At 75.2% G+C, this 22,256-nt stretch carries 25 protein-coding genes and 1 riboswitch; of the genes, 16 read left to right on the top strand and 9 right to left on the bottom strand.

The annotated features are described in order from the left end of the window. The first annotated feature begins 27 nt into the window (after nt 1–27). Nucleotides 28–492 (top strand): hypothetical protein, encoded by a 465-nt coding sequence (locus C7Y72_RS15500; protein ID WP_107570089.1) that lies wholly within the window; start codon nt 28–30, stop codon nt 490–492. Nucleotides 493–513: 21 nt separating this feature from the next. On the opposite strand, the gene C7Y72_RS15495 is transcribed toward C7Y72_RS15500, so the two are convergent. Next, on the bottom strand, nt 514–1,650 hold the full coding sequence (locus C7Y72_RS15495; RefSeq protein ID WP_107570088.1) for a M23 family metallopeptidase: 1,137 nt from the start codon (nt 1,648–1,650) through the stop codon (nt 514–516). Between the two features lie 35 nt (nt 1,651–1,685). Then, nucleotides 1,686–1,846: riboswitch (cyclic di-AMP (ydaO/yuaA leader) on the bottom strand. Between the two features lie 145 nt (nt 1,847–1,991). Here C7Y72_RS15495 and rplM point away from each other — a divergent pair. The 3 genes from rplM to glmM all read left to right on the top strand — a co-directional run bounded on the left by rplM (nt 1,992) and on the right by glmM (nt 4,510). Continuing rightward, nucleotides 1,992–2,426: a 50S ribosomal protein L13 gene (gene rplM / locus C7Y72_RS15490; protein WP_107570087.1), complete on the top strand. Its 435-nt coding sequence runs from the start codon at nt 1,992–1,994 to the stop codon at nt 2,424–2,426. Nucleotides 2,427–2,644: 218 nt separating this feature from the next. Further along, nucleotides 2,645–3,181, top strand: a complete 537-nt coding sequence (rpsI, locus tag C7Y72_RS15485; protein ID WP_199223998.1) for a 30S ribosomal protein S9 — start codon at nt 2,645–2,647, stop codon at nt 3,179–3,181. An 18-nt stretch (nt 3,182–3,199) separates the two neighbouring features. After that, complete coding sequence (glmM, locus tag C7Y72_RS15480) at nt 3,200–4,510, top strand: phosphoglucosamine mutase (protein ID WP_107570085.1); 1,311 nt, start codon at nt 3,200–3,202, stop codon at nt 4,508–4,510. Between the two features lie 38 nt (nt 4,511–4,548). Here glmM and C7Y72_RS15475 read toward each other — a convergent pair whose 3' ends face one another. Next, nucleotides 4,549–5,118, bottom strand: coding sequence for a TetR/AcrR family transcriptional regulator (locus C7Y72_RS15475; RefSeq protein ID WP_107570084.1), 570 nt, complete (start codon nt 5,116–5,118; stop codon nt 4,549–4,551). A 143-nt stretch (nt 5,119–5,261) separates the two neighbouring features. On the opposite strand from C7Y72_RS15475, the gene glmS reads away from it, so the two are divergent. From glmS to C7Y72_RS15425, 10 genes are read left to right on the top strand one after another with little or no spacing between them, the layout of a single operon-like run. Next, the gene (gene glmS, locus C7Y72_RS15470; protein ID WP_107570083.1) at nt 5,262–7,145 is read left to right on the top strand and encodes a glutamine--fructose-6-phosphate transaminase (isomerizing); all 1,884 of its coding nucleotides are present in this window, start codon (nt 5,262–5,264) and stop codon (nt 7,143–7,145) included. A 9-nt stretch (nt 7,146–7,154) separates the two neighbouring features. Next, nucleotides 7,155–7,520, top strand: coding sequence for a holo-ACP synthase (locus tag C7Y72_RS15465; RefSeq protein WP_107570082.1), 366 nt, complete (start codon nt 7,155–7,157; stop codon nt 7,518–7,520). Then, the gene (locus C7Y72_RS15460) at nt 7,517–9,067 is read left to right on the top strand and encodes an NAD(P)H-hydrate dehydratase (protein ID WP_107570081.1); all 1,551 of its coding nucleotides are present in this window, start codon (nt 7,517–7,519) and stop codon (nt 9,065–9,067) included. The genes C7Y72_RS15465 and C7Y72_RS15460 overlap by 4 nt, the downstream gene beginning before the upstream one ends. Nucleotides 9,068–9,077: 10 nt before the next feature. Then, on the top strand, nt 9,078–9,545 hold the full coding sequence (locus C7Y72_RS15455) for a CBS domain-containing protein (protein WP_107570080.1): 468 nt from the start codon (nt 9,078–9,080) through the stop codon (nt 9,543–9,545). A gap of 3 nt (nt 9,546–9,548) precedes the next feature. After that, nucleotides 9,549–10,670 (top strand): alanine racemase, encoded by a 1,122-nt coding sequence (gene alr, locus C7Y72_RS15450; RefSeq protein WP_107570079.1) that lies wholly within the window; start codon nt 9,549–9,551, stop codon nt 10,668–10,670. Then, nucleotides 10,667–12,073, top strand: a complete 1,407-nt coding sequence (locus C7Y72_RS15445; RefSeq protein WP_158276883.1) for a tRNA nucleotidyltransferase/poly(A) polymerase-related protein — start codon at nt 10,667–10,669, stop codon at nt 12,071–12,073. Before alr ends, C7Y72_RS15445 begins: the two co-directional genes overlap by 4 nt. A gap of 9 nt (nt 12,074–12,082) precedes the next feature. Then, entirely contained in the window at nt 12,083–12,505 is a 423-nt protein-coding gene (locus C7Y72_RS15440) for an HIT family protein (RefSeq protein ID WP_107570077.1), read from the top strand. Further along, complete coding sequence (locus tag C7Y72_RS15435) at nt 12,502–13,290, top strand: enoyl-CoA hydratase/isomerase family protein (protein ID WP_107570076.1); 789 nt, start codon at nt 12,502–12,504, stop codon at nt 13,288–13,290. Before C7Y72_RS15440 ends, C7Y72_RS15435 begins: the two co-directional genes overlap by 4 nt. Nucleotides 13,291–13,299: 9 nt before the next feature. Then, nucleotides 13,300–14,127 carry an alpha/beta fold hydrolase gene (locus C7Y72_RS15430; protein ID WP_107570075.1) on the top strand — a complete coding sequence of 276 codons (828 nt, stop codon included), beginning with the start codon at nt 13,300–13,302 and terminating at the stop codon, nt 14,125–14,127. A 41-nt stretch (nt 14,128–14,168) separates the two neighbouring features. Then, a complete protein-coding gene (locus C7Y72_RS15425; RefSeq protein WP_107570074.1) occupies nt 14,169–14,711 on the top strand; it encodes a hypothetical protein in 543 nt (180 codons plus the stop codon). A 3-nt stretch (nt 14,712–14,714) separates the two neighbouring features. Here C7Y72_RS15425 and C7Y72_RS15420 read toward each other — a convergent pair whose 3' ends face one another. The 4 genes from C7Y72_RS15420 to C7Y72_RS15405 form a co-directional block, all read right to left on the bottom strand. Further along, nucleotides 14,715–16,007: a TolB family protein gene (locus C7Y72_RS15420; RefSeq protein WP_107570073.1), complete on the bottom strand. Its 1,293-nt coding sequence runs from the start codon at nt 16,005–16,007 to the stop codon at nt 14,715–14,717. A gap of 106 nt (nt 16,008–16,113) precedes the next feature. Continuing rightward, on the bottom strand, nt 16,114–16,878 hold the full coding sequence (locus tag C7Y72_RS15415; RefSeq protein ID WP_107570072.1) for an ABC transporter permease: 765 nt from the start codon (nt 16,876–16,878) through the stop codon (nt 16,114–16,116). Further along, entirely contained in the window at nt 16,875–17,642 is a 768-nt protein-coding gene (locus C7Y72_RS15410) for an ABC transporter permease (RefSeq protein WP_107570071.1), read from the bottom strand. Before C7Y72_RS15410 ends, C7Y72_RS15415 begins: the two co-directional genes overlap by 4 nt. Next, nucleotides 17,639–18,607, bottom strand: a complete 969-nt coding sequence (locus C7Y72_RS15405) for an ATP-binding cassette domain-containing protein (protein ID WP_107570070.1) — start codon at nt 18,605–18,607, stop codon at nt 17,639–17,641. The genes C7Y72_RS15410 and C7Y72_RS15405 overlap by 4 nt, the downstream gene beginning before the upstream one ends. Before the next feature lie 85 nt (nt 18,608–18,692). Between C7Y72_RS15405 and C7Y72_RS15400 the strand changes: the two genes are divergently transcribed. Both C7Y72_RS15400 and C7Y72_RS15395 read left to right on the top strand, forming a co-directional pair. After that, nucleotides 18,693–19,349, top strand: coding sequence for a hypothetical protein (locus tag C7Y72_RS15400; RefSeq protein ID WP_107570069.1), 657 nt, complete (start codon nt 18,693–18,695; stop codon nt 19,347–19,349). Further along, complete coding sequence (locus C7Y72_RS15395; RefSeq protein WP_107570068.1) at nt 19,349–20,665, top strand: cytochrome P450; 1,317 nt, start codon at nt 19,349–19,351, stop codon at nt 20,663–20,665. Before C7Y72_RS15400 ends, C7Y72_RS15395 begins: the two co-directional genes overlap by 1 nt. A 21-nt stretch (nt 20,666–20,686) precedes the next feature. Here C7Y72_RS15395 and C7Y72_RS15390 read toward each other — a convergent pair whose 3' ends face one another. Genes C7Y72_RS15390 through C7Y72_RS15380 form a run of 3 tightly spaced genes read right to left on the bottom strand, consistent with a single transcriptional unit; the run spans nt 20,687 to nt 22,161 of the window. Then, nucleotides 20,687–21,130 carry a hypothetical protein gene (locus tag C7Y72_RS15390; protein ID WP_107570067.1) on the bottom strand — a complete coding sequence of 148 codons (444 nt, stop codon included), beginning with the start codon at nt 21,128–21,130 and terminating at the stop codon, nt 20,687–20,689. After that, nucleotides 21,130–21,390, bottom strand: coding sequence for a hypothetical protein (locus tag C7Y72_RS15385; protein WP_230316264.1), 261 nt, complete (start codon nt 21,388–21,390; stop codon nt 21,130–21,132). Before C7Y72_RS15385 ends, C7Y72_RS15390 begins: the two co-directional genes overlap by 1 nt. 60 nt (nt 21,391–21,450) lie before the next feature. Further along, a complete protein-coding gene (locus C7Y72_RS15380) occupies nt 21,451–22,161 on the bottom strand; it encodes a plastocyanin/azurin family copper-binding protein (RefSeq protein WP_146175405.1) in 711 nt (236 codons plus the stop codon). Between the last annotated feature and the right edge of the window lie 95 nt (nt 22,162–22,256).

Raw genomic sequence — 22,256 nt, 5'->3', positions numbered from 1 at the left:
GCCGTGCGCGGCGGACGTAGCCGGGGCATGGAGCCCGCGCCGCTGCCGCTGATCGACGAGCACGTGCGGGCGCTGCCCGGCGACTCGGCGCAGGCATGGGACGCGGTGGTCGCCGTCCTTGGGCGCGCGCTGGACCGGTCGCTCGGCCCGCTGACGCACGTGTGGGGCTTCCAGCCGCCCCGGCCGGGCGGCCCGCGGCCGCTGCAGGTGGGCTCCTGGGGGCCGGGCTTCACGGTCACCGCGTTCGAGCCCGGCGAGCGGCTGGACCTCTCGGGCCACCACCGCTTCGCGCGCTACCGCCTGGAGGTGCTGCTCGACCCGCCCGCCGACGGGCGCGTCGTCGTGCGGGTGCGGACGCTCGCCACGTTCCGCGGCCGCCGCGGCCGCGTGTACCGCGCCCTGGTGATCGGCACCGGGGCGCACGTCGTGGCGATGGGCCGGCTCCTGGCGGGCTTCGACCGCGCCCGGCGTCGCGCACCCGTCGCGGCCTAGCGGCCTAGCGTCCTGCGGCTCCTAGGAGCGGCGCTCCCACCGGCGCAGCGCCGACGACGGGTCGATCGGTCGCCCGCCGGAGTACCAGCCCGGGGCGGTCCACAGCTCGAAGTGCAGGTGGCAGCCGTCGGCGACGCCGGTGTCGCCGACCTCGCCGATCCGCTGGCCGGTGAACACCCGGTCGCCCTTGCGGAAGGTCACCTTGCGGCGCAGGTGCATGTAGACGTGGTCCTGCCCGGTGCCGTCCGGGTCGATGACGAGGTAGTTCCCGGCGCGCGACTGCACGCCCGCGAACTTCACGCGGCCGCCGCGGACGGCGCCCAGCGGGGTGCCGCAGGCGGCGAAGACGTCGCGGCCCTGGTGGGAGCGCCCGCCGCGCGCGGCACCGAACTCGCCGGCCCCCGTCCCGAACCGGTAGCGGCCGAGGATCGGGAAGCGGTCGCGCACGAACTCGAAGGGCTGCTCGACGACGGTCTCGCCGGACTGGGCCATCGTCGCGGTGGTCCCGGCGGGCCGCAGCCGCAGCCGCCACAGGTAGGTGCCGTCGCTGGGCACCTTGCCGCCGACCGTGCCGTCCCACTCGAGGCTCTGGACGGTGCGGCCCGGCACGGTGACCGCCGGGTAGGAGCGCACGACCGTGCCGGTGCGCGCCTTGACGAGCTCGGCGCGGGCGCTCGCGGGCCCGGCGCTGCGCACGAAGTAGCTGAGCCGTGCCTTGCGGCGTCCGGCGTAGAAGACCCGTCGGGCCTCGACCCGGGCCTCGACGCCACCGCTCGACACGGCCGTGGCGGGGGAGACCACCGCGAGCCGGGCCCGCGACGGGCCGGACGCGTTCCCGTCGTCGTTGGCGACCGCGACCGGCCCGCTGGCGGCGCCCGCCGGGACGGTCACGGTGACGGACCCGGGGCCCGTCGCCGTCGGCGCGGCCATGCGGTCGTCGGCGATGCCGTCGGCGCCGAGGAACGCGACCGCGCTCACCCGGTCGAGCGCCTCGCCGCTGAGCCGCACGACGCTGCCGGGGCCGGCGCTGTCCAGGCCCGTGCACGCGGTGACGCACGCGATCCCGGTGACCTGCGGCGTCTCGGACGCGAACGACCCGCCCGAGCCGCTGGCGGCGACGGCGACGGCCGGGCCCGCCAGGAACGCGGCGGACAGCACGGCGAACGACAGATGGACGCGATGGATGGGTCCTCAGCTCCTCGTATGACGGCCTACGGGGTGAGCTGACGGGCTCGCGCGGTCGAGTGCCGCGCTACCGGACGGGTGTCCGGATTCGCCCCTGGATCATGGATCCGTTGGGTCCCCCGCTCCACCGCTCCCCGGGCGGGAGCGACGGACTCGGCGTTTGCTGCAGACGTCGACCGGGACGATAGCGGCGGCGCCGGTCGCTGTCAGCCGCACGTCCGTCCGGGGCGGGGAGGGGGCGGACGTCGTCGCGCGGCGCGATCCCCTACACTTCACCGCCGCCGCGCGCCCTGTCGTGCTGCGCCCTCTCTCTTATGAAGACGTACGTCGCCAACCCCACCACCCGCGAGCGGAACTGGGTCGTCGTCGACGCCTCCGGGCAGACGCTCGGTCGCCTCGCGACCCAGATCGCCGACCAGCTGCGGGGCAAGCGCAAGCCGGACTACACCCCGCACGTGGACACCGGCGACTTCGTCGTCGTGATCAACGCGGAGAAGATCGTCGTCACCGGCAACAAGCGCAACGACAAGATGTACTACCGCCACTCGGGCTTCCCGGGCGGCCTCAAGTCGCGCACGTTCGAGGAGATGATCGACCGGCGCCCCGAGGAGGTCATCCGCAAGGCCGTGAAGGGGATGCTCCCCAAGAACCGCCTGGCGCGCAAGCAGCTCACCAAGCTCAAGGTCTACGCCGGCCCGGAGCACCCGCACGAGGCCCAGAAGCCGCAGCCGATGGAGATCCAGTCCTGATGATCGACGAGACGCCCAACGACGACCAGGCCCCGGAGGAGACGCCGGCCGAGGTGACCCCGGAGGCCCAGGCCCCGGCGGAGCCCGCGGCCGAGGCGCCTGCCGAGCCCGCCGCCGACGTCCCGGCCGAGCCGGTCGCGGAGGCCGAGGTCGCCGACGAGGACGAGGACGTCGAGTACGTCGAGGAGACGCCGCGCGAGAAGCCCGCGATCCCCGGCATGGACCTCGAGGTCGACATCGTCCTGGAGGGCGAGAGCGGCGCCGCCGACCCGTACGCGGAGGACGGCGAGGAGCCGGCCGCCGGCGACGAGGTCGACGAGGACGTCGTCGACGACCAGCCGATCGCCGCGTCGATCGTGCTCGCCGAGGGCGCGCGCTACCGCGCGACCGGCAAGCGCAAGACCGCGGTCGCCCGCGTGATCCTGAAGCCGGGCACCGGCGCGTACACGATCAACGGCAAGTCGCTGGAGGAGTTCTTCCCGCGCGACACGCTGCAGCGCAACATCCGCCAGCCGCTCGAGGCCGTCGGCTTCGAGACGCGCATGGACGTCGTCGCGCGCATGCACGGCGGCGGGGTCAGCTCGCAGGCCGGTGCGCTGCGCCACGGCATCTCCCGCGCGCTGCTCGAGGCGGACCCGAACCTCCGTGGCGAGCTCAAGCGCCGCGGCTTCCTGACGCGTGACGCGCGCGTCAAGGAGCGGAAGAAGGCCGGCCTCAAGAAGGCCCGCAAGCGCCCGCAGTTCAGCAAGCGCTAGCGCACAGCCGCACGAGCGATGGCTCGCAAGCTGTTCGGCACCGACGGCGTCCGTGGCGTCGCCGGCGAGAAGCTCACGGCCGAGCTCGCCCTCGGGCTCGGCCGGGCCGTCACGCTGGAGGCGGCCGCGCAGCGGCCGCAGGTGCTCGTCATCCGCGACACGCGGGAGTCGGGCGAGATGCTCGAGGCCGCGCTGGCCGCCGGGGTGACCTCGGCGGGCGGTGACGTGCTGCTCGGCGGGATCCTGCCGACCCCGGCCGCGCCGCTCCTGGTCCGCCGCTACGGCTTCGACGTCGCCGCGGTCATCAGCGCCTCGCACAACCCGTTCCGCGACAACGGCATCAAGTTCTTCGGCGCGGACGGCATGAAGCTCTCCGACGCCACCGAGCTGGCCATCGAGCGGCGCCTGGAGGAGCCGGTGGCGGCGCCCGCGGCGATCGGCCGCGTGCGGACGCTCCACGGCACGCTCGAGGACTACTTGCGCGAGCTGCACACCCGCTTCGCGGCGCTCGGCCTCGACGGCCTCGACGTGCTGCTGGACTGCGCCAACGGCGCGACGTTCCGCGCCGCTCCGGAGATCTTCCGGCGGCTCGGCGCCACCGTGACGGTGGTCGCGCACGAGCCCGACGGGCGCAACATCAACGAGGGCTGCGGCTCCACGCACGTGGACGCGCTCGCGACCCGCGTGGTCGCGGGCGGGCACGATCTCGGCTTCGCGTTCGACGGGGACGGCGACCGGGTGCTCGCGGCCGACCGGAACGGCCGGGTCGTCGACGGCGACGAGCTGATCGCGCTGGTCGCCACGCACCTGCACGCGGGCGGTCGGCTCGGCGGCGGGGTGGCGGTCACGGTGATGACGAACTACGGCTTCCACCACGCGATGCGCGACGCCGCGGTCGACGTGGCGGTGACGAGCGTCGGCGACCGCTACGTGCTGGAGGAGCTCAAGCGCAGCGGCTGGCGGCTCGGGGGCGAGCAGTCCGGGCACATCATCGACATGGAGTTCGTCCCCTCCGGTGACGGCATCGCGAGCGCGCTGCTGACGCTCGAGGCGCTGGACGGGCGCGATCTCGCCGGGCAGCAGGCGATGCGCAAGCTCCCGCAGCGGCTCGTGAACGTGCCGGTGCCCGACCGTGACGCAGCGATGGCCGACCCGGCCCTCGCCGACGCGATCGCCGCCGAGGACGCCGACCTCGAGGGGCGCGGCCGCGTGCTCGTGCGGCCCTCGGGGACCGAGCAGCTCGTGCGCGTGATGGTCGAGGCGCCGACGCAGGACGAGACCGACGCGGTCTGCGCGCGGCTCGTCGCGGTCGTCGAGCGCTCCGCCTAGACCACCCGACCGACCGGTCGGTCGGGTCGGCCCGCCGCTCAGCGCTCGTGCAGCACGAACGCGAGCGCCGCGACCGCGCGGGCGCGGGCCCGCTCGGCGTCCTGGCCCTCCGCGAGCGCGCCGAGGACGGCCCCGTCGACGATCGCGAGGACGAGGTCGGCGGGCGGGGCGGTCGCGCGTCCCGAGCGGCCGAGCACGTCGCTGACGAGCGCGCGGGCGGCCGTGCGCACGCGGCGGGCGTCGTCGCCCCCGTCGGGACGGCGGGCGCCGCGTGCCCAGCGCTCGCACCACGCGACGAGCTCGTCGTCGTGCTCGGGCAGCAGCAGGCCCACGAGGACCGCGGCGGCGTCGCGCGGGTCGCGGCGCGTGAGCGGGACCCGTCCGGCGGCGCTGGCCATGCGGGCGACGTCGGCGTCGGCGAGCGCGCGCAGGGCGGCCGCGCGCAGCTCCTCCGCCGCGGGGAAGTGGTAGGTCGCGGTCCCCAGGCCGATCCCCGCCTCGCCGGCGACGGCACGGTGGTGGACCGCGTCGATGCCGTCGCGCACGAGGACGCGGCCGGCGGCCGCGACGATCTCGGCGCGACGGGCGGTGCCCTTCGGCGTGCTCATCGTACGACTGTACGGGAAAAATCGCACATGTGTACGGAATGCGGTAACCGGGGCAGGATCCGGCGCTAGGTTCAGCGAAACCCCGGCCAGTCGGCGCGCCCTGCGCGCCCGCGACCGGACCTCGTCCCGGAAGGATCCACGCCATGTGCGGCATCGTCGGATACGTCGGCAAGAAGGACGCCCAGCCCGTCCTGCTCGACGGACTGCGCAAGCTCGAGTACCGCGGCTACGACTCGGCCGGCGTCTCGGTCGTCGACGGCGACCGGATCGCCTCCGTCCGCGCCGTCGGCAACCTCGACAACCTCGAGGCCGCCCTCGTCCAGGCCACCGGCGCCTGGGCCGCGATCACCCCCGAGATGCTCGCCGGCACCGTCACCGCGGCGCCGATCACGATCGGCATCGGCCACACGCGGTGGGCGACCCACGGCCGCGTCAACGAGCAGAACGCGCACCCGCACTACGACAACCGCAACCGGATCCACGTCGTCGTCAACGGCATCGTCGAGAACTACATGGCGCTCAAGCAGCGCCTCATCGCCGGCGGCGCGCACTTCACCTCCGAGACCGACGCCGAGGTCATCGCCCACCTCGTCTCCTCGCACCGCGACCAGTGCGACACGCTCGCCGAGGCGGTCCGCCGCTCGTTCCTGGAGCTCGAGGGGCACTACGCGTTCGTCGCGATGGGCCTCGACGACCCCGACACGCTCGTCGCCGCCCGCAAGGAGTGCCCGCTGATCATCGGCCGCGGCGACGGCGAGACGTTCCTCGCCTCCGCGATCCCCGCGTTCCTCAAGCACACCCGCGACGTCCAGGTCATCGAGGACGGCGAGCTCGTCGTCGTCACCGCCGACGAGGTCGCGTTCATGAGCCCCGGCGGCGCCCCGATCGACCGCGAGGTCACGACGATCGACTGGGACGAGGAGACCGCCGAGAAGGGCGGCTACGAGACGTTCATGCTCAAGGAGATCTACGAGCAGTCCGACGTCGTCGCCGAGACGCTCGCCGACCGCACGCTGCGCGAGGACGGCGTCGACCTCGACGACGAGGGCGCGCTCGACGAGTCGATCCTCGCCAACGTCGACCGGATCGTCATCGTCGCCTGCGGCACCTCGTTCAACGCCGGGCTCATCGGCCGCTACGCCATCGAGGAGTGGGCGCGCGTCCCCGTGGAGATGGACGTCGCCTCCGAGTACCGCTACCGCAACCCGATCCTCGGGCCGCGCGACCTCGTCATCGGCATCACCCAGTCCGGCGAGACCGCCGACACGCTCGCCGCCATGCGCCTCGCCCGCGAGCGCGGCGCGAACGTCCTGGCGATCACGAACGTCATGGGCTCGCAGGCCACCCGCGACGCCGACGGCGTGCTCTTCACCCGCGCCGGGCTCGAGGTCAGCGTCGCCGCCACCAAGACGTTCGTCTGCCAGGTCGCGGTCCTCTACCTGCTGGCGCTGCGGCTCGCCGAGCTGCGCGGCGCGCTGCCGCGCGAGGAGCTCGTCCGGCTCACCGGCGAGGTCAGGCGGCTCCCGCACATGATCCGCGAGCTGCTCGACTCGATGGACGTCGAGGAGATCGCCCAGCAGCACCACGCGGGCGAGTTCTTCCTCTATCTCGGCCGGCACGCCGGCCGCGCCGTCGCGCTCGAGGGCGCGCTGAAGCTCAAGGAGATCTCCTACATCGCCACCGACGCGTATGCCGCCGGGGAGATGAAGCACGGCCCGATCGCCCTGCTCGACGAGCAGACCCCGGTGATCTGCATCGCCACCGACTCGCCGATCCTCGACAAGATGATCTCCAACATGCAGGAGGTCCGCGCCCGCGGCGCGCACGTCATCGGCGTCGCCAGCGAGGGCAACGTCGAGATCGGCGAGCACTGCGAGTCGGTCATCCGCGTGCCGCAGACCGACTGGATGCTGCAGCCGCTGCTCGCCGTCATCCCGCTGCAGCTGCTGGCCTACCGGATCGCGCGGCTGCGCGGGCTGAACGTCGACCAGCCGCGCAACCTCGCCAAGACCGTCACGGTCGAGTAGGCGGGTCGCGTGGGCGTCGGCATCGACCTCGTCGAGATCACCCGGGTGGAGGAGGCGCTGCAGCGCCGGCCCGGGCTCGCGCAGCGCCTCTTCACCGAGGCGGAGCTCGCCTACGCGGACGGCACCGGCCGCCCCGGCGAGCACCTCGCGGCCCGCTTCGCCGCCAAGGAGGCGGTCGCCAAGGCGCTCGCGCTGGAGGCCGGCTGGGCCTGGCGCGAGGTCGAGGTCGTCGCCGACGGCGGTCCGCCGAGCATCCGCCTGCACGGCGACGTCGCCGCGCGCGCCGGGGCGCAGGGCGTCACCGCCGTCCAGGTCAGTCTCACGCACGCCCGCGACACCGCCGGGGCCGTCGCCCTGACGGTCCCCGCCGCATGACCCGCCCGGCGCTCCCCGACTGGCTCGACCCGCTGCCCGACGCGGCACGGATGCGCGCCACCGACGCCTGGGCGATCGACGAGCTCGGCATCCCCGGCGTCGACCTCATGGACCGTGCCGGGGCCGCGCTCGCCTCGGTCGTCGAGCGGGTCGCCCCGCAGGGCACGATCGCCGTGGTCTGCGGCAAGGGCAACAACGGCGGCGACGGCTACGTCCTCGCGCGGCTGCTGCGCGAGCAGGGCCGCGACGTCCGCGTCCTCGTCACCGCGCCCGTCGCGGAGCTGCGCGGCGACGCCGCCCACCACTCGGCGCTCCTGCCCGGTCCCGGGCCGGTCCCGTTCGCCGCTGCCGGGCTGCACGGCGTCACGCTCGTCGTCGACGCGATCCTCGGCACCGGCGTCACCGGGGAGCCCCGCGGCGCCGCCCGCTACGCGATCGACGCGATCGTCGAGAGCGGCGTGCCCGTCGTCGCGTGCGACGTCCCCAGCGGCGTCGACGCCTCCACCGGCGAGGCCGCCGGCGTCGCCATCCGCGCCGTCGCGACCGCCACCTTCCACGCCGCCAAGCCCGGCCTGTGGATCAACCCCGGCAAGGAGCGCTCCGGGGTGCTGGCGGTCTGCGACATCGGCATCCCGGCCGGGGCGCCGACCGAGCCCGCGGACGTCGGGCTGCTCACCGAGCGGGTGCTCGACGGCCTGCCCGGACGCGGCGCCGCCAGCACGAAGTTCACCAGCGGGCACGTGCTCGTCGCCGGCGGCTCCCGCGGGCTCACGGGCGCGCCGTGCCTCGCCGCGCTCGGCGCGATGCGCGGCGGCGCCGGCTACGTCACCGCCTGCGTGCCCGGGTCGCTCGAGGAGGTCGTGGCGATCGCGCTGATGGAGGCCATGACCGTCCCGCTGCCCGACCACGGCGGCGCGCTCGTCGCCGACGGGGCCGCGCTCGTCGCCGAGCGGGCCGCCCGGCGCGGCGGCGCGCTCGTGCTCGGACCGGGGCTCGGCACCGCCGCCGCCTCGCGCACCTTCGCCCGCGGCCTCGCGGCGGTGGCCGACGTGCCGCTCGTCCTCGACGCCGACGGGCTCGGCGCGCACGCCGGCCGCGTCGCCGACCTCGCCGCGCGCACCGCGCCGACCGTGCTGACCCCGCACGCCGGCGAGCTCGCGCGGCTGCTCGACACCTCCAGCGAGCGCGTCCAGGCCGCCCGGCTCGAGCACGCGCACACCGCGGCCGAGCACGCGCACGCCGTCGTCGTCCTCAAGGGCGACGACACGCTCGTCGCCGACCCGGACGGTCGCGTCGCCATCAGCCAGGGTGGCGCTCCGGCGCTGGCGACCGCCGGGACCGGGGACGTCCTCGCCGGCCTCGTCGGCGCGCTGCTCGCCCAGGGCGTCGAGCCGTTCCGCGCCGCCTGCGCCGCCGTCGAGCTGCACGCGCGCGCCGGACGGCTCGCCGCCGAGCAGCACGGCCCCGACGGCGTGGTCGCCGGGGACGTCGCGGCCGCGCTCGGCCGCGCGCGCCTGCGCGACGGGGACCGCGGCGCCGGTCGGTAGGCTGGACCGCATGGCCGCCCTGACCGTCGCCGAGATCATGGACCCCGACGCGGTGACGATCGGGCCGGACGCCGACGTCGAGTCCGCGATCCGCCTGATGCGCTCCACCGACGTGCCCGGGGTGCCGGTCGTCAACGAGGGCGGCCGCTGCGTCGGCATCGTCACCGAGGCCGATCTCGTCATCCGCGACGAGCAGGGCGACCTGCACCTCCCGCACTACATCGAGCTGTTCGGGGGCATCATCTACCTCGAGCCGCTGCGGCGCTTCGAGGAGCGCCTGCGCAAGGCGTTCGCCGCCCGGGTGGAGGACCTCATGACCGCCGACCCGGACACGATCGAGAGCACCGCGACGGTGCGCGAGGCCGCGAAGCTCATCGCCGGCAGCGGGCACAACCGCCTCCCGGTCGTGGAGCACGGCCGGTTCGTCGGGCTCGTCACGCGCGTCGACGTGCTCGACGCGCTCGCCCACCAGGACTGAGCGGTGGAGCGCGTCGAGGCGCTCGTCGACGTCGCCGCCATCGGGGCGAACGTCCGGACCCTGCGCGGGCGGCTGGCGCCCGGCGCGGCGTTCGCGGGCGTCGTGAAGGCCGACGGGTACGGGCACGGGGCGCTCACCGCCGCCCGCGCCGCGCAGGCGGCGGGGGCCGACTGGCTCGCCGTCGTCTCCGCGCGGGAGGCGCGGACGCTGCGCGACGCGGGCATCGCCGGGCCGCTGCTCGTCATGGGCGCGCTGACGCCGGACGAGCTCGATCTCGCGCTCGGCGCGGCGGCGGACGTCGTCGCGTGGACGCCCGAGTTCCTCGAGGCCGCCGCGCGTCCGCGGCCGGACGCACCGCCCGCCCGCGTGCACGTCAAGCTCGACACCGGCATGGGCCGGCTCGGCACGCGCGACCCGGACCTCGCGACCGCGCTCGTGCGGCGCGCCGTGGCCGACGACCGCGTGCACGCCGTCGGGCTGATGACGCACTTCGCCACCGCCGACGAGGAGGGCGACCGCTTCATGGACGAGCAGCTCGCCCGCTACCGCGCCTGGGCGGAGCCGCTGAAGGCCGTGCACCCCGGGCTCGTCCGGCACGTCGCCAACAGCGCGGCGACGCTCCGCGACCCGGCCACGCACCTCGACCTCGTGCGCTGCGGCATCGCGATCTACGGCATGGACCCCGCCAACCGCGACCCGGAGCGGCACGGCCTCGTCCCGGCGCTCGCGCTGCGCTCGGTCGTCGCCGCGGTCAAGCCGTGCGCGCGGGGCGAGAGCGCGGGCTACGGGCGCCGCTTCGTCGCCGAGCGGGACACCGTGCTCGCCACCGTCCCGATCGGCTACGGGGACGGCTGGCGGCGCGGCCTCACCAACCAGGCCGAGGTCCTGATCGGCGGCCGCCGCTTCGCGCAGGTCGGCACCGTGAGCATGGACAACGTGACCGTCGACCTGGGGCCCGACGGGGGTGGCGTCACGGTCGGCGACCCCGTGACGCTGCTGGGTGCCGACGGCGGCGAGCGGATCCTCGCGGAGACCGTCGCCGCCGCGCTCGGCACGATCAACTACGAGGTCACCTGCGGGCTGCTGCCCCGCGCGACCCGCCGCACGGTCGGCGCCGCGACGTGAGCGCCGCCCTGGACGCGGCCCGTGACGCCCTGCGCGGCGAGCGCGCGTGGGTCGTGGGCGGCGCGGTCCGCGACCGGCTGCTCGGCCGGCCGCTGGACGACATCGACCTCGTCGTCGACGGGGACGTGCGCGCCGCCGCCCGCCATCTCGCGCTGCAGGCCGGCGGCCCGTCGTTCCCGCTCTCCGACGCGCACGGCGCCTGGCGGGTGCACGGGCCCGACCGCGCGTGGCAGATCGACCTCGCGCCGCTGCGCGACGGGACGATCGAGGCCGACCTCGCGCTGCGGGACTTCACCGTCAACGCGATCGCCGAGCCGCTGCAGGGCGGGCCGCTGCTGGACCCCCACGGCGGGGCGGAGGACCTCGTGCGCCGGCGGCTGCGGATGGTCGGCCGGGCCTCGTTCCCGGACGACCCGCTGCGCGTCCTGCGGCTCGCGCGGTTCGCGTCGGAGCTCGACCTCGAGCCCGAGCCGCCGACCGTCGCCGCCGCGCGCGAGCACGCGCCCGGCATCGAGCGGGTCGCCGCCGAGCGCGTCTTCGCCGAGCTGCGGCGGATCGTCGCGTGCGACCGGCCCGTCGAGGGCCTCGCGCTGATGGAGGACCTCGGGCTCACCGCACGGGTGCTGCCCGAGCTCGCCGCCCTGCACGGCGTCGAGCAGAACGTCTTCCACGACGCCGACGTCCACGACCACACGATGACGGTCCTGCGCCGCACCTGCGAGCTGCAGGCCGACCCCGGCGCCGTCCTGGGGGAGGAGCACGGCGCGGCGCTCACGGCGTTCCTGGCGCGCCCGCTCTCCGACGAGCTGACCCGGGGGACCGCGCTGCGCTTCGGGGCGCTGCTGCACGACATCGCCAAGCCCGCCTGTCAGGCGGTCCGCGACGACGGCACCGTCCTGGGCTTCCCCGACCACGACCGCGAGGGGGCGCGGCTCGCCCGCGCGATCCTCGAGCGCCTGCGGACCAGCGACCGGCTGCGCACCCACGTCGCCGCGCTCGCCCGCCACCACCTGCGCCTCGGGTTCCTCGTGCACCACCGGCCGGTCGAGCGCCGGCGCCTGCACGCCTACCTCGTGGCCACCGGGCCCGTCGCGCTCGACGTCACGCTCCTGTCGGTCGCCGACCGCCTCGCGACCACCGGCCGCGACGCCGAGCGGTCGATCGCCGTGCACCTCGAGCTGGCCCGGGAGCTGCTGCCCGCCGTGCGCGCCTGGGAGGACGGGGACCGGCCCGCCCCGCTCGTGCGCGGCGACGAGCTCGCCGCCGCCCTGGACCTGCGACCCGGCCCGCTGCTCGGCGAGCTGCTCGCGGAGCTCGCCGCGGCCGGCTACGCGGGCGAGGTGACCGACCGCGACGGGGCGGTCGCGCACGCCCGCGCGTGGCTCGCGGCCCGCGAGGGGTAGGGTCCGCGCATGCCGGCCGATCCCGACTGCATCTTCTGCAAGATCGTCGCGGGGGACCTCCCCTCGACGACGATCGCCGAGACCGAGCGCGCGATCGCGTTCATGGACATCAACCCGGGCACCCGCGGGCACGCGCTGGTGATCCCGCGCGAGCACTCCCGCGACCTGCTCGAGATCGCGCCCGACGACCTCGCCGCCTGCGCGTCACTGGCCCAGGAGATCGCCGGGCGGGCGAAGGACCGCCTCGGCGCCGACGGGGTGAACCTCCTGAACTGCTGCGGCGCCGACGCCTGGCAGACCGTCTTCCACTTCCACCTCCACGTCATCCCCCGCTACAAGGACCAGCCCGAGAAGGACGCGCTGCGCCTGCCGTGGGTGCCCGCACCGGGTGACATGGACGACATCGCCGCTGCCGGAAAGGAGCTCTCGTGAGCACGAAGGAGTTCGGGCCCGTGCGCCTGGAGCAGGACGGGCCGCTCGCGGTCCTGACGTTCGACGCCCCGCCGCTGAACCTGTTCACCGAGGCGATGATCGACGGCTTCGGCGCCGCGGTCGCCGAGCTCGTCGCCGCCCCGCCGCGCGGCGTGCTGCTGCGCGCCGAGGGCAAGGTCGTCAGCGGCGGCGTGGACGTCCACACCTTCGACGGGCTCACGCCCGAGCAGGGCGCCGACCTGTGGGACCGCTGGCTCGTGCCGATCCAGCAGCTCGAGGACCTGCCGTGCCCGACGGTGTTCGCCGCCCAGGGGCTGTGCCTGACCGCCGCGTTCGAGATCTCGCTCGCCTGCGACCTGCTGCTCGCCTCCGAGAAGGCGAGGTTCGGGCTCGTGGAGATCGTCGTCGGCCTCACGCCGAGCATGGGCGGCCCGCAGCGGCTGGCCGAGCGCGCCGGCCCCGCCCGCGCGAAGGAGCTCATCTACACCGGCGAGCTCTACGACGCCGCGACGCTCGCGTCGTGGAACGTCGTCAACCGCGTGCTGCCGCTCGAGGGCTTCGACGAGGCGGCCCGCGCGTTCGCCCGCCGGATCGCCGAGGGCCCGACGAAGGCGCACGCCGCGACGAAGCTCCTGGTCGGGGCCGGCGTCCGGCAGGACCCGCGCGCCGCCGACGCGATCGTCGGCGAGGTCAGCGGCCCGCTGTTCGCCACCGAAGACCTGAAGAACGCGGTGCGCTCGTTCCTCACCGACGGCCCCGGGAAGGCGACCTACGAGGGCCGCTGAGCCGCGCGCGTGCCGGTCGCGCAGCACGGGTCCGTCCGGATCCACTACCGCGACGAGGGGGACCCCGCCGGGCCCCCGCTCGTCCTGATCATGGGGCTCGGCGGCAGCGGCAACGCCTGGTGGCGGCTGCTGCCCTCCCTGCAGGACCGGGCGCGCCTGCTCGTCATCGACAACCGCGGCACGGGGGAGAGCTCCCCGATCCGCGGGCCGCTGTCGCTGCGCGACCTCGTCGCCGACGTCCTGGCGGTCATGGATCACGCCGAGGTCCCCGTCGCCGACGTCCACGGCGTCTCGATGGGCGGCATGGTCGCCCAGCACCTCGCGCTCGACCACCCGCAGCGGGTGCGCTCGCTGCTGCTCGGCAGCACGACCGCGCAGGCGCGCTCGGGGCCGCCGCCGTGGCGGCTGATCGGCAGCAGCGGCCTGCGCCCGCTGCTCGGGCCCGGCCGCTCGTGGCCGGTGATGTCCCGCGTCCTCTACGCGCGACGGACCTTCGAGGAGGCGCCCGAGCGGATCGCGCAGGACTGCGACCTGCGCCTGCGCGACGGCACCCCGACCGTCACGATCGCCGCGCAGCTGCTGGCGATCGCCCGTCACGACGTCCGCGCGCGGCTGGCCGAGCTCGGCCGGTTCCCGGTCACCGTCGTGCACGGGGACGAGGACCGGCTGGTCGCCCCGGCCCGCGGGCGCGCCCTTGCAGCGGGCATCCCGGGCGCCGTCTTCGTCATGATTGGGGGATGCGGCCATCTCATGACGACCGACGCCCAGGAGCCGACGGCGGACGCCGTGCTGGCGCACCTGGACCGGGTCGCCGTCCGCGGCACACCCGTCGGCTGATCGCCGGCACCGCGATCGCGAGCCTCCTGACCGGCGTCGCGGTGGCCGCCGTCTCGACGAAGCCCGTGGTGCTCACGGACTCGCGCACGGACGCGGCCGAGGGCGCGATCGACCTGCGGCGCGTCCAGCTCGGCAAGGCGCCCGACGGGCGCCTGCGCGCGGCGATCACCGCGTCGGAGGCGTTCACCGCCGAGGACCTCGTGGCCGAGAAGGGCGGGCCGCCCGGCTCGATCTGCCTGCGGCTCTACACGGTGACGACGGAGATCGAGCGCAGCATCCCCGAGCACCTCGCGTGCGTGACGGCCGACGCCGCCGGGGAGAAGCTCCGCGGCAGCGTCCTGAAGGAGCGCGCCAACGACCTGCCGACGCGCACCGGGACCGTCTCGGTCTCCCGCTCGAGCGACACGACGATCGTCCTGCGGTTCTCGCAGAGCTCGATCGGCAAGCCTGCCAGCGTGCGCTTCTCCGCCGAGGCGACCCGCCCCGGCTGCGTGCGGACGAGCTGCGTGGACGCCGCGCCCACGCCGCCGAAGGTCGGGACCTTCACGCTGCGTGAGCCGGCGGCGACCACGAACCGTCCGTAGCGCCTAGCTGCGGCGCTTCTGCGCGCTGCTGCGCTTGTCGCGGCAGACGCCGTGCCCGCCGCCGCTGTGCCCGCCACCGCCACCGGTCCCCGGGGTGGGCGTGGGCGTCGGGGTGGGGGTCGGCTCCGGGTCGGGCTCCGTCGTGGCGGTCGTCGGCTGCCGGTAGGAGCCGGAGAACGCGGACTGGGCGACGATCTCACGAGCGCCCGAGCCGTCGATCGCCGCGTGCCAGAGGCCGAACAGGAAGTCGGCGTCCGCGTCCCGGTCGTAGACCAGCGACGCGCCGTCCGGGGCGTAGTCCGGCAGCTGCTCGTCCCCGGTGGAGCTCGTCACGTTGCGCAGCCCGGTGCCGTCGGCGCGGATCCCGTAGATGTCCGAGCCGGAGGCGTCGAAGCCGTAGAAGAGGAGCTTGGAGCCGTCGGGGGACCAGCGCGGACCCCAGGAGCTCCAGTCGAACGCGGCGGTGAGGTACCGGACGTTCGTGCCGTCCGCGTCGACGAGGCCGAGCCGGCCGCGGTCGCTGAACGCGATCGTCGAGCCGTCGGGGGAGAACGCGCCGTCCTGCTCGAGCGCGTCGGGCGTGCTCGTGACCGCGGTGAGGCTGGTCCCGTCCACCCCGATCGTGTAGAGGTCGTTGCGGTACGTGAAGAGCACCGTGTCACCGCTGGGGTGGAAGCTCGGCTGCCAGGCGTCGTCGGTCGGGTCGGCGGGCGCGAACAGGACGGTGCGGTCCCCGCCGGCGAAGGCGTCGATCTGCACGGCGTGGTTGTCCTCGTCGTAGACGACCGCGGTCTCGTCCGCGCTGAGGGCCGGGTTGTCGTAGTAGTGGTCGCCGACCACCGGGGAGATCCGCGCCAGCGCGCCGTCGCGGTCGTTGCCGGACCAGACCTCGCCGCCGCGGTGCAGGACCAGTGCGTACGGGCCGCTGCTCACCGGCGGGCCGCTGGGCGTCGGGGTCGGCGTCGGCGTGGGGGTCGGGGTGGGCTCCTCGCTGTGCGGCGGGCGCCAGCCGTGGCCGTGGCCCTGGCGCGGGCTGCGGCGCAGCTCCCGGCTGCTCGTGCAGCGCAGCCCGGCGGCGCGGTAGCGCGACGCCCAGCGCGACGAGGTCGTCGAGCAGCGGTAGTCGGTGGTCGTCGGGCAGGTCGGCAGCGCGCTGCGGGCGCCGGACGGCTTGCACAGGCCGCCCCGGGAGGAGCCGTAGGTCGCCGAGGCGGACGGGGCGAGGGTGGCGACGGCAAGCAGCGTCAGGGCGACGACCGTCGTGGACAGGGTGCGCGCGTTCCGTGCGCGGTGCATGGCAGCCTCCGTGGCTCGGGATCGCTCCTCTCCTCGGCGCGCGGACCGCACGACCCGACCCCCCCGCGGACGGATGGCCGCCGGGCGCCTCCCCAGAAGTCGGGAGTCAGCGTCCGTAGCGGCCCAGGCCCCGCACCGCGAGCGCGCCGAACGCCGCCAGCAGCAGGCCGAGCGCCAGGAACGCCGGCCAGGTGTCCGCCCAGGTGACGTCGCCGACGAAGCCCTGGCGGACCCCTTCGAGGACGAGCGTGACGGGGTTGACCGTCGCGAACGTCTCGAGCCAGCCGGCCAGCAGCTCCTTCGGGGCGTAGGCGGTGGAGAACAGCACCGCCACGAAGTTGCCCATCTGCATCAGCGGCGCGGCCTGCTGGGAGCGGAAGCGCAGCGCGAGGATGACCCCCCAGCACGCCATCAGGCAGGCGAACCCCATCACGAGCGGGACGGCGACGAGCAGCCCGTCGATCCCGGGGAAGTCGACGCCGAGCGCGAGCGCGACGCCGAACAGGAACGTGCCGGGCAGCAGGGCGCGCAGCCCGGCGCTCGCGATGATCCCGGCGAGCAGGGCCGCGCGCGGGGCGGGGCACAGCAGCAGCCGGTCGAACCAGCCCTGCTCGATGTCGCGGGCGAGGTTGACGCCCGTCGCCGCCCCGGTGAAGCCCGCACCCTGGAGCAGTCCGACCGGCACGATGAAGGTGAGGAAGTCGTCGGAGGTGAAGCCGGGCAGCTCCGCGGCCTTCCCGAAGACGCTCGCCAGCCCGACCATGAAGATCGTCGGGGCGAGCACCCCGGGGATCGCGGCGCCCGGGACGCGGGTGATCTCGTTCAGCGCCCGCAGGACGAGCGCGCGGACGACCATCAGCTCGGCGGTCATGCGTCCCGCAGCCTTCCGCGCAGCGCCGCGACCGAGAGCGCGATGCCGCCCGCGGCGACCAGCGCGGCGGCAGCGAGCCCCTCCAGGAACGGGGTCGCCGACAGGTCGGAGATGATCGGGTCGCGCATCCCGTCGGCGATGTAGCTCAGCGGGTTGTAGCGGGCGATCGTGTCGGCGGGGCTGGAGAGCAGATCGCGCGGGAAGAACGCCGAGCTGATGAACAGGACGACGAACACCAGGGGGAAGATCCCCTGGACCGTGCTCGCGTTGCGGGCCCGCAGCGCCAGCGTCGTCCCGATCGCGCCGAAGCCCATGCCGGCGACGACCCCGATCAGGAGCACGGCGAGGAAGCCGAGGACGCCGCCCTGGATGCTCGCGCCGAAGACGAGGCCGAGGACCGTGAAGTAGACGATCTGGATCGCGGCGAGCGCGCCCGCCGCGGCCAGCCGGCCGAGCACGATCGCCGCCCGCGGGATGGGGGAGGCGACGAGGCGGTCGAAGAAGCCGCCCTCGATCTCGAGCGCCAGGGCGATCCCGGCCGCGACCCCGCCGAGCAGCAGCGACTGCGTCATCGCCGCGGCGAGCTGGAAGTCGAGGAACCCGTCGACCTGCGGGAACCCGGGGAGGTCGGTCGTGCGGTTCAGGCCGCCGGTGTTCACGGCGAGGAACAACGTCGGGAAGATCAGCAGCGGCGCGAGGAACTGGGGACGGCGGAACGCGTTGCGCAGGGCGCGACGGGCGAGCGCGACGACGGCGCGGATCACGCCGGGGTCTCCGCGGCCGGGGCGTCGGTGCCCTCGAGGTGCCGGCCGGTCTTCTGCACGAACACGTCGTCGAGGCTCGGCTCGACGACCTGGAGCGCCGCGACGGCGATGCCGGCCTCGTCGAGCGCCCGGACGACCGGGGCGATCGCGGTCGCGCCGCCGTCGACGGCGAACGACAGGTCGGCGTTCTCGGTCGAGGGTCGCTCGTCGCCGAAGCGGGCGAGGATCTCGCGCGCCTGCGCCAGCCGGTCCTGGTCGACGACCGACACGTTCAGCCGCGGCCGGTCGATCTCCGCCTTGAGGCTCGCCGGGGTGCCCTCGGCGACGAGGCGGCCCTGGCTGATGATCCCGACGCGGTCCGCGAGCTGGTCGGCCTCCTCGAGGTACTGGGTGGTGAGGAAGACCGTGGTGCCCTCGGCCTTCAGCCGTCGCACCTCCTCCCACAGCGTCAGGCGCGAGACGGGGTCCAGGCCCGTGGTGGGCTCGTCGAGGAACAGGACCTCGGGCTCGTGGATCAGCGCCATCGCGAGGTCCAGGCGGCGGCGCATGCCGCCCGAGTACGTGCCGACGCGCCGGTCCTGGGCCTGCTCGAGCCCGACGCGCTCGATCAGCTCGGTGGCACGCCCGGCGACCGTGCGCGGCGGGATCCCGTGGAGCGTGGCCTGGAGCTCGACGAGCTCCCGGCCGGTCATCAGCAGGTCCAGCGACGCCTCCTGCAGGGCGACGCCGATGCGCCGGCGGACCTTCGCCGGCTCGGTGGCGACGTCGTGCCCGGCGACCGTCGCCCGCCCGCCCGTGGGCCGCAGGAGCGTCACGAGCATCCGCACGGTCGTGGTCTTCCCGGCACCGTTGGGGCCGAGGAACCCGTACACCTCGCCCGCCGCGACCGCGAGGTCCACGCCCGCCACCGCCTTCAGGCCGTCCCGGTACTCCCGCTCCAGCCCCACCGTCTCGATCGCGCTCATCCCGGCGGCGAGTCTATTGCGCCCGCAACTTCCCCGGCGGTCGTATCCGCACCTTCCGGCGACGTGTCGTGTTCAATGGGGCGTGATGAAGCGTTCGACGAAGGTCACGGTGGCTGCGGTCGCCCTCGCGCTCGCCGTCCCGGCGGCCGCCCTGGGCACGCTCGACGAGGTGGGGGTCCTGCAGGGCACACCGGCCCCCGCGCCCTCCTGCCCGGACCGTCCGTGCCAGGCGATCCCGAAGACGACCGGCTACCAGGCGAAGGTCGACACGAACCGCAGCGTGCACGTCATCCCCAAGGACGGGCGCATCGTCGCCTGGACGATCACGCTCGGCAAGCCGGGCAAGGAGCAGACGAAGTTCTTCAACGAGGGCCTCGGCGGCGAGCCGCAGGCGCAGATCACGATCCTGCGCCCCGGCAACAAGCTCTACTACCGCGCGGTCGCGCAGGGCGAGCCGCAGAAGCTCTCCAAGTACTTCGGGCAGACCGTGCAGTTCCCGCTCGAGCGGTCGATCCCGGTGAAGAAGGGCTGGGTCGTCGGGCTCACCGTGCCGACCTGGGCGCCCGCGCTCGCGGTCAACCAGCCGGGCACGACCTCGTGGCGCGCGAGCCGCGGCAAGGGCAAGTGCAACGACTTCGACCGGCAGACCGCGCAGACGAAGGAGATGGGGATCTCCCAGTTCTACTGCCTGTACCGCACCGCGCGGCTGACCTACTCGGCCACGCTCGTCTCCACGCCCTGATGCCCGACGCGACGGCCGCCGGGGCGCTCCCGCCCCGGCCGGACCTGTCGCGCTGGATGATGGGCGTCGGCTTCCTGCTGACGCCCACGCGGTTCTTCGACGCCTGCCACGCGCGCTGCGGCGACTGGTTCACGCTGCGGCCCGCGCCCGGCCGCACGCTCGTCGTGACCGCGGACCCGGACGCGGTCCGCGAGGTCCTGCGCGGGGACCCGGACGTGCTGCACGCCGGGGCGGGCAACGCGGTCCTCGCCCCGGTCCTGGGCCCCGGGTCGACGCTGCTGCTGGACGGCGCCGAGCACCTGCGCCACCGGCGGATGCTGCTGCCGCCGTTCCACGGGGACCGGCTGCGCGCGAGCACCGCCGTGATGGAGGAGGTCGCGGCCCGCCACGTCGCCGCGTGGCCGCGCGGGCAGGCGGGGCCGGCGCTGCCGCGGATGCAGGCGCTGACGCTCGAGATCATCGTCCGCACGGTCTTCGGCGTCGAGGACCCGGCGCACGTCGCGCGGGTCGGGGCGCCCCTGCGGCGCGTCCTCGCGCAGGTCGGCACGCGCGGCCGGGTCGTGGCGCTCGGACTCACCCAGGGCCGCCACGCCGGGCCGCTGAGTCCCTGGCGGCGGTTCCTCGCGGCGCGTGCGGCCGCCGACGCCGTCGTCACCGAGGAGCTCGCCGCGCGCCGTCACGCCGCTCCCGGGCAGGACGTGCTGTCGCTGCTGCTGCAGGCCCGCGACGAGCACGGGGAGGGCCTCACCGACGCGGAGCTGCGCGACGAGCTCATGACGCTGCTGATCGCCGGGCACGAGACGACCGCGACCGCGCTCGCCTGGACGGTCGAGCGGCTCGTGCGCCACCCCGACGTGCTCGCGACGGCTGTGGCGGAGCGGCGTGCGGGCGGCCATGCGTACCTCGACGCGGTGATCCGCGAGACGCTGCGGCTGCGGCCGGTGGTGCCGGCGGTCGTGCGGCAGCTGCGCCGCGACCTGCGCCTGGGCGGCTGGGACCTGCCGGCCGGCGTGCACGTCGCCCCGTCGATCTACCTCCTGCACCGCCGCGCGGACCTGTACCCCGAGCCGCTGGCGTTCCGACCGCAGCGGTTCCTCGACGCGGCGCCGTCGTCGTCCACGTGGATCCCGTTCGGCGGCGGTGTGCGCCGCTGCCTGGGGGCGAGCTTCGCGCTGCTGGAGATGCGGGTGGTGCTCGGCGCCCTGCTGGACGCGGCGCAGCTCGCGCCCGCCCGCGGTGACCGGGCGGGGGAGGGGACGACGCGGCGTGCGATCACGTTCGCGCCCGCCCGGGGCGGACGCATCGTCCTGCGCTGAGCCGCGGCCGTGCGGGCCGCGCTACTGGTCGCAGGCCCCGGGGTTCTGCGTGCAGAAGTCCTGGAAGCCGCCGGCCTCGCTGCCGGTGCCGCCCGCCGTTCCGCCGCCCGCACCGCCGGTCCCGGCACCGCCGGTCGCGGGGGTCGGGGTGGCCTGCGGGACCGCGGTGGCCTGCGGGGCGGGCGTCGCCGCCGCACCGCCGGTCGACGGGCTGCTCGGCGTGACCGTCGTGCCGTCGTCCGTGGACGTCTTGCCGGTCGTGTCGGTCGTCGTCGTGCCGTCGTCGGCGGTCGTGCCCGTGTCCCCGGTCGGGGCGGCGGGCAGCGTGCCGGAGCCCTCGCCGGGCGGCACGAGCTCGGGGGCGGAGGAGGGGACGACGTCCCCGGTCTGCTCGCTGCCGCCGCACGCCGTCACGCCGAACGCGGCGGCGACGAGCAGGGCGACGGCCGTCGAGCGGCGCGGCATCAGCTGGCGGGCGCCATCCGGCGGCCGCAGGTGGGGCAGTCGTTGAGGTCCTTTTGGGCGAGCTGGTCGCACCAGGGGCAGAAGCGCAGGTTCTCCACGGCCCAGGGCAGCTTCGACTTCGACGGGGCGAGCGGCAGCACCTTGCCGAGCACCTCGAGCTCCTCACCGGTCTCGCGGTCGCGATAGACGGTGTTGGGCTCGGCCTCGAGGAAGATCTCCCGTCCGGTGGACGGCGTCCGCAGTCGGTAACGCTGGCTCATCGTGCCCGGACTCTACCGCGGACGGCCCCGGTGACGCCCCGTGCGGGGCGTCCGGGCGCGCTACTGGACGGTGAGCGTCCCCTCCATCCCGGCCTGCCGGTGACCGGGCACCGAGCAGTAGTAGGTGTACTTGCCGGGCGCGAAGTCGGCGGTGAAGCCCGCCTCGCCGCCCGTCACCTGCTGCGACTCGCCCTTGCCGTCGATGACGATGTCGTGCGGGACCGAGGACTCGTTGGGCATCTTCACCTCGAGCGACCCGGCGGGCGCCTGCGCGGTGGCGTTGACGTAGAGGAGCTGGCCGCCGGGGTCGGCCGGGATCGTCAGGACCCCGTTCTCGGCCACGGCGGGCTTGTCGGAGGCCGAGGACTTGACCGCCGTCGCGAGCGCGCCGCCGTCCTTGCCGCCCGCGGCCGCGACCGCCGCCACGTAGGAGGCGATGTCGCGGGCGCCCTCGTCGTCGACGAGGTCCCGCGGCATGACGCTCCCGATCTGCGGGTGCTTGATCTGCTGGTAGACGACGCCGCGCACGCCGTCGCGGCCGAAGCCGTCCTTCAGCGGGCGCTTGAACGCCTCGTCGAGGTTGGGGCCGGTGACGCCCTTGGTGTCCGCCCGCCCGAGGATGTGGCAGGAGCCGCACTTGGAGACGAACAGCTGCTTGCCCGCGACCTGGTCGTCCCCGTTGTTGTTGACCGAGCAGCCGGACGCGAGCAGCGCCCCGCCGAGCAGGGTGCCGAGCAGGAGCGGACGCACGGTGCGGGAGAGCGGGTTCACGGACGGTCCTCCGGGCGCAGGGTTCACGGGTCGCGGGCGGCTCACAGCGCCCGGCCGAGCAGGACGAGGGCGATCACCACGGCGGCGACCGCCGC

Source organism: Paraconexibacter algicola (genome assembly GCF_003044185.1).
GTDB classification, from domain to species: domain Bacteria; phylum Actinomycetota; class Thermoleophilia; order Solirubrobacterales; family Solirubrobacteraceae; genus Paraconexibacter; species Paraconexibacter algicola.
Note: the sequence above shows the minus strand (reverse complement) of the source record. Positions and strands in the feature narration are given on the sequence as shown.

Bases quoted from the DNA above. Each gene is read 5' to 3' on its own strand.
- C7Y72_RS15500 (WP_107570089.1), top strand. From the start codon at position 28: ATGGAGCCCGCGCCGCTGCCGCTGATCGACGAGCACGTGCGGGCGCTG.
- rplM (WP_107570087.1), top strand. From the start codon at position 1,992: ATGAAGACGTACGTCGCCAACCCCACCACCCGCGAGCGGAACTGGGTC.
- rpsI (WP_199223998.1), top strand. From the start codon at position 2,645: ATGGACCTCGAGGTCGACATCGTCCTGGAGGGCGAGAGCGGCGCCGCC.
- glmM (WP_107570085.1), top strand. From the start codon at position 3,200: ATGGCTCGCAAGCTGTTCGGCACCGACGGCGTCCGTGGCGTCGCCGGC.
- C7Y72_RS15475 (WP_107570084.1), bottom strand. From the start codon at position 5,118: ATGAGCACGCCGAAGGGCACCGCCCGTCGCGCCGAGATCGTCGCGGCC.
- glmS (WP_107570083.1), top strand. From the start codon at position 5,262: ATGTGCGGCATCGTCGGATACGTCGGCAAGAAGGACGCCCAGCCCGTC.
- C7Y72_RS15460 (WP_107570081.1), top strand. From the start codon at position 7,517: ATGACCCGCCCGGCGCTCCCCGACTGGCTCGACCCGCTGCCCGACGCG.
- C7Y72_RS15455 (WP_107570080.1), top strand. From the start codon at position 9,078: ATGGCCGCCCTGACCGTCGCCGAGATCATGGACCCCGACGCGGTGACG.
- C7Y72_RS15440 (WP_107570077.1), top strand. From the start codon at position 12,083: ATGCCGGCCGATCCCGACTGCATCTTCTGCAAGATCGTCGCGGGGGAC.
- C7Y72_RS15420 (WP_107570073.1), bottom strand. From the start codon at position 16,007: ATGCACCGCGCACGGAACGCGCGCACCCTGTCCACGACGGTCGTCGCC.
- C7Y72_RS15415 (WP_107570072.1), bottom strand. From the start codon at position 16,878: ATGACCGCCGAGCTGATGGTCGTCCGCGCGCTCGTCCTGCGGGCGCTG.
- C7Y72_RS15405 (WP_107570070.1), bottom strand. From the start codon at position 18,607: ATGAGCGCGATCGAGACGGTGGGGCTGGAGCGGGAGTACCGGGACGGC.
- C7Y72_RS15400 (WP_107570069.1), top strand. From the start codon at position 18,693: ATGAAGCGTTCGACGAAGGTCACGGTGGCTGCGGTCGCCCTCGCGCTC.
- C7Y72_RS15395 (WP_107570068.1), top strand. From the start codon at position 19,349: ATGCCCGACGCGACGGCCGCCGGGGCGCTCCCGCCCCGGCCGGACCTG.
- C7Y72_RS15390 (WP_107570067.1), bottom strand. From the start codon at position 21,130: ATGCCGCGCCGCTCGACGGCCGTCGCCCTGCTCGTCGCCGCCGCGTTC.
- C7Y72_RS15385 (WP_230316264.1), bottom strand. From the start codon at position 21,390: ATGAGCCAGCGTTACCGACTGCGGACGCCGTCCACCGGACGGGAGATC.